We start from the raw sequence: 13,297 nt of genomic DNA, 5'->3' as shown, positions 1-13,297 counted from the left end.
GGACCGATCGGTCGGCAGCGATCGGACAGCTGACTCACTGTGGGGACGGGGAGAACGTATGACGAGGATGCGAGTACGCGCGGTGGCGGCGGCAACGTTGGCCATGACGATGACTGCACCCGCGATCGCGGTTGCCGCACCGGGCGGGGAGACGACCGAGAGCGGGCAAGGCCCCCGGAACGTCATCTATCTGGTGGGTGACGGTATGGGCTTCAACCAGATCGACGCCGGGTCGATGTTCCAGCACGGCACCAGCAACTACCAGTTCCGGGCTGACCCGGCCACGGGCGAGATCGAGCTCCTGCCCGGCGAGGTGGACCCGGCCTACCAGGACTTTCCGGTGCAGGAAGCCGTAGCGACCTACCAGCACGGGAACAGCTACGACCCGGATGCCACCTGGTCTGACTTCTCTCAGGCACTGAACAGCCATACCGACTCCGCTGCCGGTGGTACCGCCCTGGCCTCCGGGGTACGCACCTTCAACGGCGCGATCGGGCTCGACTCTTGCGGACGGCCGGTCGAGACCGTCACCGAACGCGCGAGTGCGCGCGGGATGGCCACTGGTGTGGTCAGCAGCGTCCCGTTCAGCCACGCGACGCCCGCGTCCTTCGTCGCCCACAATCCTTCCCGCCACAACTACCACGCGATCGCGCAGGAGATGGTGGCCGGGGAAGACATCGACGTCGTCATGGGGACGGGGCACCCCTATTTCGACGGTGACGGCGAGGAGCGAGACGCCCCCGACTTCGAGTTCGTCGATGAGACCACCTATGAACAGCTGAGCAGTGGTGACAGCGGTTTCGAGTACATCAGCGAGCATGAGGCGTTCGCCGACCTTGCCACCGCCGACGAGACTCCCGAACGCCTCTTCGGCCTCGCCGAGGTCGGCGCAGGACTGCAGTACGACCGCAGCGGACCGGACCGGGATGAGAACGGTGACCCGGTCCCCGGTGCCTTGCCCTACGAAGCGCCGCCCGTGGAGTCCGTGCCCGACCTGTCCGTGATGGCTGCTGGTGCCCTGAACGTCCTGGACGACGCCTCCGAGGAGGGTCTGTTCCTGATGGTGGAGGGCGGGGCGATCGATGCGAACGGCCACGCCAACAGGCTGAACCGAATGATCGAAGAACAGCTCTCCTTCAACGAGACGATCGAGACCGTCATCGAGTGGGTCGAGCGGGAGAGCAGCTGGTCGGAGACCCTGGTGGTCGTCACCGCTGATCATGAGACCGGCTACCTGGCCGGTACCGGATCGGATCCGACGTGGGAGCCGATCAGCGGAGCAGAAGGCGAGCTGCCGGGCGCCGAGTGGAACACTAGTGGCCACTCCAACCACCTGGTGCCGGTCTTCGCCCGGGGAGTCGGCGCTGAAGAGATCGGCGCACGCGCCACCGCGCAGGATCCGGTCCGTGGCGAGTACTTGGAGAACGTCGACATCGCTCGCACCATCTTCGCCGCGTGGGGCGAGCCGCTGGAACGCCCCGGCAGTTCCGGACGCGACCCGAGTGCGGAGCTTTCCGGCTCCGGAACAGCCGAGGACCCCTACGAGCTGCACTCCTGGGAGGACGTCGAACTCGTCTCCGGCGAACCGGACGCCCACTACCGACTGATGGCGGACCTGGAGCTTGACGACACACCCCGAGCCCAGATCGCCTGCGCGAGCGCGACCGGCTTTACCGGGACGTTCGACGGGAACGGGCACCGGATCTCCGGGTTCGTGGGCATCCCTGAGGTCGGCGGGGGACTGTTCGCCGAGAACGCCGGGACGATCCGTGACCTGGCGGTGACCGAGGCCGCTATCGAGACCGGCCCGCGGATCGCCGGCCTCATCGCAGACGTCAACTCCGGGACGATCGAGGGCAGCTGGACCTCTGGAGCGATCACCGGCGACTCGCGGGTCGGTGGGATCGCCGGTAACTCCTCCGGTGTCATCCGGGACAGCTACTCGCTCGCCACGGTGACCTCCGAGGCCGGCGAGTCCGGAGGAGTGGCTGCCGTCGGCACTTCCGGATCGACCACCGAGCGCGTGTACTCCACCGGTGCGGTGGCCTCGACGACGAACAACGCGGGCGGGCTGGTCGGCTACGGCTACGGCGGCACCACGATCCAGGACTCGCTCGCGCTGAACTCGGCCGTCCACGCCAACGCCTTCGCCCACGCGGTCCTGGGGCGGTATGCCTCGGGTGACCCCACGCTCACCAACAACTATGCCGTCGAGGACATGGAGGTCGAACGGGAGAACTACTCCGATGATCCAGCCGCCGACAACCCCAAGGGAGAGCAGGTCGCGCGGAGCGTGACCGCCTCCGAGGAGTTCTACGCCGAGAGCCTTGGCTGGGACTTCGAGGCGACCTGGCAGTGGGATGACGTACTCGGCCGGCCCACTCTCCAGGCCGCCGCACCGGACGAAGGTGCCGAGCCGATCGACGGGCTCGAGGGGTCTGGCACCGAGGCCGACCCCTACCAACTGCACTCCTGGGAGGACATCGAACTGCTCTCACAGGCTCCCCACGCTCATTTCCGGCTGATGGCGGACCTGGAGCTCGATGGCACCCCGCGGGCGCAGATCGCCTCCGATGCCATCGGCAAGTTCACCGGCACCTTTGACGGAAACGGTCACTCGATCTCCGGATTCGTCGCCGAGGACGGCGCCGGGCTGTTCGCCGAGAATGCCGGCACGATCCGAAACCTGGTGGTGACGGGCGCACAGATCGTCGACGGGTCACGGCGCTCCGGGATCATCGCTGACCTCAACTCCGGCACGATCGAGAACAGCTGGACCTCGGGAAGGATCTCCGGCGGCTCGCGGGTCGGCGGGATCGCCGGGGACTCCACGGGAGTGATCCGGGACAGCTACTCCCGGGCCATCGTGGTCTCGGGTGCCACCGAGTCCGGTGGGGTGGTCGGCGTCGCCCGGGCCGGATCGACGACCGAACGGGTCTACGCCACCGGCGGCGTGGCCTCGATGCGGAACAACGCCGGCGGGCTGGTCGGTTACGGCTATGGCGGGACGACCATCCAGGACTCGGTCGCGCTGAACCCGACAGTGCACGCCGGTAGTCAGTCGGCGCACGGGATCCTCGGGCGGTACTCCTCCGGTGCGCCCACGCTCGCCAACAACTATGCCAGTGCGGCCATGGAGGTGGGCCCTGCGGCCTACCCGGACGAGCCCGCGGCCGACAACCCGAAGGGCGCCCCGGTCGCGGCCTGGCAGAGCGGATCCCCGGAGTTCTACACCGACATTCTCGGTTGGGACTTCGAGGAGACCTGGCAGTGGGACGAGGAGCTCACCCGGCCGACCCTCCGGGCCGCTGCAGCGGACGAGGGACAGGACGAGGTCGACGACGGAGAGCTCGATGGCGGAGACCTGAACCACTACACCGGCCAGTTCCACTCCCACACCGGGATCAGCAGCGACCACCCCACCACCCGCGGCGAGCCGATGGATGCCTGGCAGCATGTGGCCGAAGCCTCCGATCTGGACTTCTTCGGGGTGACCGAGCACGACGTCACCTATGACGTGCGAAACGCCGACCTCTATACCGAGAACTGGGAAGACGCGATCTCCGAGGAGTGGCGGCTCGTGAACGCGCAGGCCCAGGAGTTCAACGCGGACGTCGAATCCACTGGTCTGGTAGCGGTTCCGGGCACCGAGCACACCTGGTACGACTTCGCCGGTCACATCAACAGTTTCAACACCGACTGGCTCGCCACGGCACACAGCGGCGGAACCCACAATGCCGCCGGTGTCTGGGGTATCGGGAACATGATGTTCGACCTCCCGATGTTCTACGCCCGGATGGCCGAGGACCCCGGCGCCTGGGGGCAGTTCAACCACCCAGCCCCGGGCGGCGGAGGCAACTTCTTCGACTTCAACCACATCACCCCGGAGGCCGACTCGCGGATGCACACGATCGAGGTCCGTGCCGACGATCGGTTCCGGGAGGAGTACACCATCGCCCTGGACGCCGGCTGGCACATCGCACCGGTCTACGGCGACGATGAACACCACGACCGGTGGGGCGAGAATGCCGCGGTCACCGGGATCTGGGCGCAGGCCCAGTCCCAGGAAGCACTCTATGACGCCGTGAGGCAACGGTCCGTCTACACCACCAAGGACAACAATGCCCAGCTGCTCGTCCGGGGAAACGGGGAGATGATGGGCTCCATCCTCGACGGGGGAGCCACGACCCTGGACCTGGCGATCGAGGCGATGGATGCCGACCTGACAGATACCTTCGCCGAGGTCATCGTCCGTTCCAACGGCGGTGAGGTGGTCTACACCGAGGAAAATCTGGGCCCCCGGGTCGATCTGACGGTGCCGCTGGACGTCCAGGACGGCGACTACTTCTGGGTCGAGGTGCTCCAGGCGGACGGTGACATGATCGTCTCCGCGCCGATCTGGATCGGCGACCGGGTCCAGGACGCCAACTATGCCCCGGAGATCGAGCTGGGCGGCCGGATGCCGGAGACCGCCGATTACGGGCAGTCGATTCCGTTGCCCGCTGTGCGGATGCAGGACGACAGCGGAGTCCGGCCGCAGATCGAGACGACGGTGTACAACTCTGAGGGCGAGGTGGCCCAGGACAGGAACTCGTTCGACATCGCCAGCTACGACGACCACTTCGTGGTGGTCCGAGCGACAGATGACGAAGGCAGTACGGCGGCGGCCTACTACCGGATCCAGGTCCGCCAGGACGCACTGGATCCCGAGGGCGTCTATCGACACTTCAGTCCTACGGTCGGTGTCGGGGAGTCAGCCGGCGAGGTCGGCATCAGCGTCTCGACCGACGTGGCGATCACCGAGGCTCATCTGCAGTACCTTCCCGAGGGAGCCAGCGACTGGGACGAGGCGCAGACGGTCTCCACCGCGGGGGATCAGGTCTACGAGGTCGCCCGTCAAGGACGCGAGGCGGACAACTACATCGATTCCATCGGCGGTCAGCCGCTGCGTAGTCATGAGTTCGATCTGAGCGCACTGGAGGGCGGGGAGCGGTACCAGTACCGTCTCGGTGTCAGCGAGTCGGGGCCCTGGACCGACGTCTCCGGCACGTTCACCGCGCCGTCGGACGAGAACACGCCGCTGTATGTCCTCGGTGACCTTGAGGTCGACTCCTCGGACGCTTCCGACTACGCGCTGTTCACCGACATGCTCGACGTCCTGCGGGACCAGGATGATCAGGGTGAGGTGCTGCTCCAGACCGGCGATCTGGTCAATCCCGGTGGGCACGCCGAGCGTTGGGACGAAGTGTCCGAGCACGTGTTCACCGGTCTCGACCTGCCGCTCGCCACTGCAGTGGGCGACGGAGAGACCGGAGTCTTTGATGCTCCGGACGGAGACAAGGAGTTCAACGAGGTCTCCGCTGACCGCAACTCCGTATTCCAGGGGATGTACAACCTTCCCGACAACGGGAGTCAGGTCGGCGAGAGCAACTACTCCTTCCAGCACGGCGACGTCCACGTATCGGTCCTGAACGCACGCTACGACCTCGACACCCAGCTGGAGTGGCTGGTCGAGGACATGCGGACCACCGACGCCAGATGGCGAGTGGTGGTCGGGCACTACTCCTACTACGGCGGTGCGAACAGCTCCGACTACGGCGTCTCGGGCGGTCAGGCGATGATCGCCGAGACCTTCGAGCAGCTGGGCGTGGATCTCTACCTCGGAGGCCACGACCACCTCTACAAGCGGACCACGATCACCGACGGAGAAGTGGCACAGACGCCGGAAGAGGTCGCGCTGGGCACCACCTTCGTCACGACCGGCTCAGCCGGAGCACACTTCGATGAGAACGAAGAGTTCTGGTGGGATGACGTCGTCTACGACGAGGACCTCCAGACCGGACTGATCCTCGAGCTGACCGACGCCGGCCTCGAGCTGCAGGCCTACAACAGCGACGGTGACCTGATCGACCAGCTCACCATCGGCCAGAGCCAGAGCGAGGAGATCCGGCTCAGCTCCGCGGCGGTGGTCGACGGTGCGCTGGATGTCGGTCTGGCCGGGTACGCCAATTCTCCGGAGCGGGTCCTCGTCATGGCGCAGACGTACGACGCAGCCGGTGAGAACGTGATCGAGAGCCGTACCCAGGAGGTGGCGATGGTCCGCGACGGTGGCGAGCAGGCAGTCTCGTTCGACCAACCGCTCCCGGTCGCGCGGGACCAGGACGCCGTCGTGGAGATCCGGGACACCGAGGGGAACGTCCTGGTGGAACCGGTGACCGTGCACGAGGGCTTCATCGGCTCCGGAACGGAGGCTGACCCTTACCTGATCCACTCCTGGGACCAGATGGAGCTGATCGCTGAGGATCCGGATGCGCACTATCTGTTGGCCAACGACCTGGAGCTCCATGAGACGCCACGGCCACAGATCGGCGCGGAGTGGGTGCTCCGCGATGACGCCAACGGAACGACCAGAGGTCCGGGAGCGTTCACCGGGACCTTCGACGGCGGCGGACACACGATCTACGGCTTCCGTGCTGACGCCGCAGCAGGCGGCGGACGGTACGCCCTCGGAGCCGGGCTGTTCGACGAGAATGCCGGGACGATCCGCAACCTGGGTGTGGCCGATGTTCGCGTCGAGGGCGGGCCACGCATCGGTGGGCTCCTTGCCGACAGCAACTCCGGAACTATCGAACAGAGCTGGACCTCCGGGACCGTGGCCGGCAGTGCGCGGATAGGTGGCCTCGTCGGTAACTCGGCCGGGGTGATCCAGGACAGCTACTCGCTGGCGACCGTGGCCACGATCGCCACGGAGACAGGTGGCGTGGTCGGCGTCGGCGCTTCCGGATCAACGACCGAGCGGGTGTACGCGGCCGGTGACGTGACCTCCGGCACCAATAATGCCGGCGGGCTGGTCGGCTACGCCTACGGCGGCACGACGATCCGCGACTCCCTGGCACTGAACTCATCGGTGACAGCCGTCCAGTCTGCGCACGCGATCCTCGGGCGCTACTCCTCGGGTACGCCCACCCTGGACGGCAACTACGCGAGGGAGGACATGGAGGTCGGGTCGGAGAGCTACACGATGGACCCGGCGCCGGACAACCCGCGGGGTGGGCCGGTCTCGCAGCAGCAGACCTCCTCCCAGGAGTTCTACGCCGAGACCCTGGGCTGGGACTTCGACGAGGTCTGGGAGTGGAACGACGCGTTGGGCCGGCCCACTCTCCAAGCGGCTCCCGAGGACGGTGAAGCCTCGTGAGGGGTGCGACCTTCGAGAGAGTGAGTAGCACGCGATGAACAATGTTGATCGACAGCGCCGACGCCTAGCGCTACCGTTCCTGGCACTTCCGTGCGTGTTGCTCGGAGCACTCTTCGTCTTTCCGTTCGTCCAGTCCATCTCGATGTCGATGACCGACTGGTTCGGAACGTTCCAGACGACGAACTGGGTGGGCCTACAGAACTATCGGGATCTGATCGCCGACGACCTATTCCGCAGTGCCGTCCTGAACACGCTTCTCTACTTCGGCCTGTCCCTCGTGGTGCTCTTCCCGATGGCGCTGTTCATCGCCTGGGCGCTGCTGCGGACAAAGCGCAGCCGCTCCTTCTTCCAGCTCGCCATCTTCGCCCCGGCAGTCCTTTCGGTGTCAGTGGCCGGGGTCCTCTGGAAGTTCATCTACAACCCGAACTTCGGAATCATCAACACCGTGCTGGAGGCGGTGGGGCTCGAGGCCCTCACCCGGCCATGGCTGGGCGACCCGTCGACGGCGATGCTCGGCATCGTCATCGCGGTGATCTGGCACGGCATCGCCACCTGGATCATCCTCATCCTCGCCGGGATGGACAGGATCCCGACCGAGCTCAACGAGGCAGCGTCACTGGATGGAGCCTCGAACTGGCAGGTGTACACGCGGGTCACCCTGCCGCTGCTCTGGCCAGTGCTCAGCACCCTTCTGGTGCTGTGGTTCATCCAGTCCATGCAGACGTTCGCCTTCATCTACGTCATGACCAACGGCGGACCGTACGGATCGACCGAGGTGATGGCGACCTACATGTACCGGATGGCCTTCGAGGGTCGGATGTTTGCCTACGGGTCGGCGATGGCGATCGTCATGACGATCATCGTCCTGGTGATCAGCCTGATCGGGTCGAGGATGCTCAGGAGTGATCGTTTTGACAGTTAGCCCGCTGCACGGCATGACCCGGAACGTGCGCCGTCACCCCCTCGTCTTTCTGGCGTTGTCCACACACGCGCTCTTCAATGTGCTCTGCCTGATCTGGTTGCTCAGCACGTCCCTCAAGGGCTCGGCGGAGATCATGGCGACCAGTCCCTGGGCGCCGCCGGAGACACCGCTCTGGCAGAACTATGCCGACGCCTGGAGCATCGGTCAGATGGGCACGTACCTGCTGAACTCGGTGGTCGTCACCACGATCTCGACCGCTGCGGTACTTATTCTCGGCAGCCTCAGCGGCTACGTCTTCGCCCGGGTGGCGTTCCCGGGGCGGAACCTCCTCAAAGCGGTCTTCATGGCGGCGATGATGATCCCTCCGTTCGCCCTGGTGGTGCCGTTGTTCGATGCGCTCTCCTGGGCTTCGCTGCTCAATACGCGCACCGGACTGATCCTGGTGTACGTGGCGATGCAGCTACCCCTGACCACGTTCATCCTCACCTCGTTCCACCAGACACTGCCGTTGGAGCTGGAGGAGTCGGCCGCGATCGAGGGAGCGTCGGCGAGCCAGACGTTCCGCAGGATCGTGCTGCCGCTGACCGGTCCCGCGCTGACGGCCTGCGGTGTCGTCAACGTGCTGCACATCTGGAACGAGTTCATCTATGCCCTGACATTTGTCCAGGACGATTCGGTGTACACGCTGGCCGTCGGCATCTTCCGACTGAACCAGCTGGCCGACTACTCCTCGAACTGGGCCATCCTCTTCGCCGGGATGGTGATCAGTGTTCTGCCCGTCCTCATCGTGTTCGCCTTCTTCCAGCGTAAGTTCTCCAGCGGCATCGCTCAGGGTGCGCTGAAGTTCTGAACGCGTACGGCCGGTTCGAGGCCACCGGCGCGGTCAGCGCGAGGGACGCTCGGGAACCCAGCGGTCGCAGAAGTCGAGCCAGTGTTCCCAATCGAACCGCTCGATGGAGTGTTCTCCGGGCCGGAGGTGGTAGCCCAGCGGGGTCCGGCCGTTCTCGCGGGTGCCACCGGGTGCGGGGAAACCGCCGCTCGGCCGGGGATAGCCGTACAGCTCCCAGACCCGCGCGGCGGCTCGCCAGGAGAGGAACTCGCCCTCCGGGTCGGCGTTGTCATCCTCGCTCGCGCTGGCGACGTACACGGGCCGGGGTGCGATGCACGCGATCAGCTGGTGCTGATCGACGGGTAGCGGCCGGCCCTCGAGCACGCGGGAGCTGAACGCACGCGCGAACCAGTAGGGGCGGATTCGGGCCAGCACCTCGGGGGTCTCACCGACCGGCCGGGACAGCGCGGCGCCCAGGCAACCCGAATCGTTGCTGATCGCCGCGGCGAACCGAGGATCAGTGGCAGCGGCCCACAAGGCGGTCTTTCCCAGCCGGGAATGACCGACCACCGTTACCCGGGCCGGATCGACCTCGGGCACCATGCCCTTCTCCAATGCGTCCTGGAGGCGGGAGAGGGTCCAGGCCCACATGCCGATAGCACCCCACTCCTCCGCCGGCCGGTCGTTGCTGCCCGTGCTGGACAGGATCGTGTGCAGCCCGCTGGAGAAGATCCCCGCGTGGTCCGGACCCACCTGGAGATAGCTGACCGTGATCGCCGCGTACCCTCGCTCAGCGATGCGTTCCAGTGGCCACCGGTGAGCGTGTGAACCTCGCGCCGGGGGGATCTCGAACGCTTCTCGCAGGCCGTCGTAATGGATCTGCCCCGTCTGCGCGGGGTGGTCGATCCCGGTGCGCAGCACAGCATCGTCCAGGGTGCAGGTGTGGTTGCCACGAAAATTGAGTCCCAGATACGCAGGCACGCCCCCCGCCTGTACCGGCAGGTGTACCAGGACGGTGACGGTCAGCGTGCCGAGGGGCCCGGAGAGCGTCACCGCAATCTGCCGACGGATAGCGCCGCCCGGTGCGCGGCCTTCTTCGAGGAGGCGCCAGTCCAACTCGACCCTGCCCTCCGGTACCCGGCCGTAGATCTCGTCCCGGAACTGCGCCATCACCTGCGGACGAACAACGTTCTCCCAGGTGGTCCGGTGCTGCGGGTAGCCGATCTCGGGTTCAGCCAGAACGGTCATCATGGTCCTCCTCTTCTGGTTCACCTTACGGAGCAGTGCCACCTTCTGGCTATCAGTCACTGGTCATTGAGAGGGCGGGTGTCAGCTGTGCTGAATAGAGCGCCACATCGCGGCGTGCAAGGCGGGATTTTCATCGATCGGTTGCCAATTCAGCAAGACTTCTGACATGCTATCTGCAACCGATTGCAGTAGTAAAGAGCAGGAATACTCCTGAGGTGAGGGCACGGGTGAGTCGATGTCGTTGACGGAGCAGGTTCCGGTGGCCGGTGGTGTGCACATCGGCTCCTCCGCTGCTGCGGCCGGACGTGCCGCTGGTGAGCGCGCCGCCACTGCGCTGCGGGAGGTGTTGCGCCGGAAGAGCCGTGCCCGCGTGATCTTCGCCAGCGCGCCGTCACAGGACGCTTGCGTGCGAACCCTGGCAGCGGCACCGGACATCGACTGGAGCCGTGTGCAGTCGATGCACCTCGATGAGTACCGCGGGATCGAGGAGGCCAATCCTGCGGCGTTCGGGCAGTGGCTCGCGGACCGGCTGCCGGCGCCGGCGCAAGCCGGTCTGGACCGGATCAGCCCGCACGGCACCAGCGACGACGAGGTCAGCCGGTACACCGACCTGCTCACCGCGGGCCCGATCGACCTGATCTGCCTGGGTATCGGCGTCAACGGGCACATCGCCTTCAACGAACCCGGCGATACTGACTTCCGTTCGACCATCCTGGTCCGCGAGGTCGCACTCACTCACGCCTCCCGGAAGCAGCAGGTGGACGAAGGTCTCTTCCCCGGCCTGGACGAGGTGCCGACCCACGCGTTGTCCCTCACGGTGCCGGCGATCTTGCGCGGCGACGCTCTGGTGGTCACCGTGCTCGGCCCCGCCAAGGCTGCGTCGGTCGCGTCAGCCCTGACCGGCCCGGTCACGCCGGACCTTCCGGCCAGTGCGCTGCGCACCCACCAGGACGTGGCCGTCTTCCTGGACGAGCACGCAGCCGCCGCACTACCCGCGGACCTGCGCACCTCGAGGATCGAGAACGGCTGAACCGACCGGCGACCGGCTCGTCGTGGGCGTACCGGAGGCGGCGTCGGGCCCGATATCCTCGAGTGATGCCTGTCCCAGCCGCACTGCCCGACCCGCGCACGGTAGACGTCGTCACCCTCGCCCAGGCGATCTGCGACCTGCCCAGCGTCAGCGGCGGGGAGACGGCGCTGGCCGACGCAGTGGAGACGCTGTTGCGCAGCTGTGAGCACCTGCGGACCTATCGCGACGGGGACACGGTGCTCGCTCGCACTGAGCTCGGCCGGGACCGGCGCGTGCTGGTGGCCGGGCACCTGGACACCGTGCCGCTGGCTGGCAACCTGCCCACCCAGCGACGCACCGACGGCGAGCATGAGGTGCTCTGGGGCCGTGGCACGGTGGACATGAAAGCTGGTGTGGCGATGGCGCTGCACACGGCCGTCACCCTGCTCGATCCGGCAGTGGATGTCACCTGGGTGTTCTACGACCATGAAGAGGTGGCGGCGGAGCTGAACGGGCTCGGCCGCCTCGCGCGCCACCACCCGGACTGGTTGACGGCGGACTTCGCCGTGCTCGGCGAACCCACTGCCGGCGGGATCGAGGGCGGCTGCAACGGCACACTGCGGGTCCAGGTGCGCACGCGGGGGACCACCGCGCACTCGGCCAGAGCGTGGCTGGGGCAGAACGCGATCCATGCCGCCGCGGACGTGCTCACCCGCCTGGCCGGCTATACCCCGGCCGAGGTGGAGGTGGACGGTCTGGTCTACCGGGAGGGGATGAACGCCGTCGCCATCACCGGTGGCATCGCCACCAACATGATTCCGGACGAGTGCGTGGTCAGCGTCAACTACCGGTTCGCCCCCTCGGCCACGGTGGACAGCGCGCTGGCACACGTGCGCGAGGTCTTCGACGGCTTCGACGTGGAGCTGGCCGACGCTGCGCGCGGCGCCCGGCCGGGCCTGGATGACCCGCTGGCGGCAGAATTCGCCGCCGCGGTCACCGCGGTCACCGGCGGCCGGCCGGGTCCCAAGTACGGGTGGACCGATGTGGCGCGGTTCGCCGAGCTGGGCATTCCCGCGGTGAACTTCGGGCCCGGGGACCCCTCGTTGGCGCATGCGGACGACGAGCAGGTCCCCATCGATCAGATCCACTCCTGTACCCGGGCGCTGCGGGCCTGGTTGACCGGAACATCCCCTGTGCACCCACCTGCGTGAGGAAGGCAAACCTGATGAGCGCTGAGCAGAATGGCAGCATGCCGGAGCGACGGACCGACTACCTCCGTGGGCCGGTGCGGCTGCGCGGGAAGCTGATTCCGGAGAAGACCACGGACGAGCGTCTCCTCGAGCCGGACCAGGAGGCCGACTGGCTGCACTCCGACCCGTGGCGGGTGCTGCGGATCCAGTCCGAGTTCGTCGAGGGCTTCGGTGCGCTCGCCGAGCTCGGCCCGGCGATCAGCGTGTTCGGCTCCGCGCGGCTCAAGGCTGGTGAACCGGAGTACGAGCTGGCCGTGCAGGTGGCCCGGCACGTCGTCGACCGCGATCATGCGGTGATCACCGGCGGTGGGCCGGGGATCATGGAGGCCGCGAACAAGGGGGCCGCCGAGGGCGGTGGGGTCTCCGTGGGCCTGGGTATCGAGCTGCCGTTCGAGCAGGGGATGAACGAGTACGTGGATCTGGGCGTCAACTTCCGCTACTTCTTCGCGCGGAAGACGATGTTCGTCAAGTACGCGCAGGGGTTCATCGTGCTGCCTGGGGGCTACGGCACCCTGGACGAGCTGTTCGAAGCACTCACCCTGGTGCAGACCCGCAAGGTGAAGCAGTTCCCGATCGTCCTGATCGGCACCGAGTTCTGGAGCGGCTTGCTGGACTGGCTGCGTGGTTCCCTCGCCGAACGGGGCACCATCTCCCCGCACGACCTGGACCTGGTGCACCTCACCGACGACCCGGCCGAGGCCGTAGCGGTAGTGATCGAGGCGAACCGCAGCCGTCGCCGCGCGGAGATGGCCGCGGCAGCCGATGCCGCCGCCGAGGCTGCTCCCGGCGGACCGGAGTAAGCCGATGGGCTGGGTGACGCCGGTGACCTGGATTCTCCTCGGCG

The 13,297-nt window shown here is 66.9% G+C and carries 7 protein-coding genes; 6 read left to right on the top strand and 1 reads right to left on the bottom strand.

Annotated features, from left to right (window positions below):
* The first annotated feature begins 58 nt into the window (after window positions 1-58).
* From FU260_RS18270 to FU260_RS18260, 3 genes are read left to right on the top strand one after another with little or no spacing between them, the layout of a single operon-like run.
* Window positions 59-7,195 carry an alkaline phosphatase gene (locus tag FU260_RS18270; RefSeq protein WP_168211848.1) on the top strand — a complete coding sequence of 2,379 codons (7,137 nt, stop codon included), beginning with the start codon at window positions 59-61 and terminating at the stop codon, window positions 7,193-7,195.
* A gap of 34 nt (window positions 7,196-7,229) precedes the next feature.
* Window positions 7,230-8,117, top strand: a complete 888-nt coding sequence (locus FU260_RS18265; protein ID WP_147918339.1) for a carbohydrate ABC transporter permease — start codon at window positions 7,230-7,232, stop codon at window positions 8,115-8,117.
* Entirely contained in the window at window positions 8,107-8,967 is an 861-nt protein-coding gene (locus FU260_RS18260; protein ID WP_147918338.1) for a carbohydrate ABC transporter permease, read from the top strand. The genes FU260_RS18265 and FU260_RS18260 overlap by 11 nt, the downstream gene beginning before the upstream one ends.
* A gap of 33 nt (window positions 8,968-9,000) precedes the next feature.
* Here the strand turns inward: FU260_RS18260 and FU260_RS18255 are convergent, their stop codons facing one another.
* Window positions 9,001-10,194, bottom strand: a complete 1,194-nt coding sequence (locus tag FU260_RS18255; protein WP_147918337.1) for a glucuronyl esterase domain-containing protein — start codon at window positions 10,192-10,194, stop codon at window positions 9,001-9,003.
* Between the two features lie 235 nt (window positions 10,195-10,429).
* Here FU260_RS18255 and FU260_RS18250 point away from each other — a divergent pair, with 235 nt between their 5' ends.
* The 3 genes from FU260_RS18250 to FU260_RS18240 all read left to right on the top strand — a co-directional run bounded on the left by FU260_RS18250 (window position 10,430) and on the right by FU260_RS18240 (window position 13,253).
* A complete protein-coding gene (locus FU260_RS18250) occupies window positions 10,430-11,224 on the top strand; it encodes a 6-phosphogluconolactonase (RefSeq protein WP_147918336.1) in 795 nt (264 codons plus the stop codon).
* Window positions 11,225-11,289: 65 nt separating this feature from the next.
* Entirely contained in the window at window positions 11,290-12,414 is a 1,125-nt protein-coding gene (dapE, locus tag FU260_RS18245; protein WP_147918335.1) for a succinyl-diaminopimelate desuccinylase, read from the top strand.
* 38 nt (window positions 12,415-12,452) lie between these two features.
* The gene (locus tag FU260_RS18240; RefSeq protein ID WP_235912266.1) at window positions 12,453-13,253 is read left to right on the top strand and encodes an LOG family protein; all 801 of its coding nucleotides are present in this window, start codon (window positions 12,453-12,455) and stop codon (window positions 13,251-13,253) included.
* Window positions 13,254-13,297 lie beyond the last annotated feature (44 nt).

The sequence above is a fragment of the Ruania zhangjianzhongii genome (genome assembly GCF_008000995.1).
Lineage (GTDB): Bacteria > Actinomycetota > Actinomycetes > Actinomycetales > Beutenbergiaceae > Ruania > Ruania zhangjianzhongii.
Note: the sequence above shows the minus strand (reverse complement) of the source record. Positions and strands in the feature narration are given on the sequence as shown.

What these genes read in the sequence shown, in the direction of transcription:
- dapE (WP_147918335.1), top strand. Translation starts at nt 11,290, where the DNA reads ATGCCTGTCCCAGCCGCACTGCCCGACCCGCGCACGGTAGACGTCGTC.
- FU260_RS18265 (WP_147918339.1), top strand. Translation starts at nt 7,230, where the DNA reads ATGAACAATGTTGATCGACAGCGCCGACGCCTAGCGCTACCGTTCCTG.
- FU260_RS18240 (WP_235912266.1), top strand. Translation starts at nt 12,453, where the DNA reads ATGCCGGAGCGACGGACCGACTACCTCCGTGGGCCGGTGCGGCTGCGC.
- FU260_RS18250 (WP_147918336.1), top strand. Translation starts at nt 10,430, where the DNA reads ATGTCGTTGACGGAGCAGGTTCCGGTGGCCGGTGGTGTGCACATCGGC.
- FU260_RS18270 (WP_168211848.1), top strand. Translation starts at nt 59, where the DNA reads ATGACGAGGATGCGAGTACGCGCGGTGGCGGCGGCAACGTTGGCCATG.
- FU260_RS18255 (WP_147918337.1), bottom strand. Translation starts at nt 10,194, where the DNA reads ATGACCGTTCTGGCTGAACCCGAGATCGGCTACCCGCAGCACCGGACC.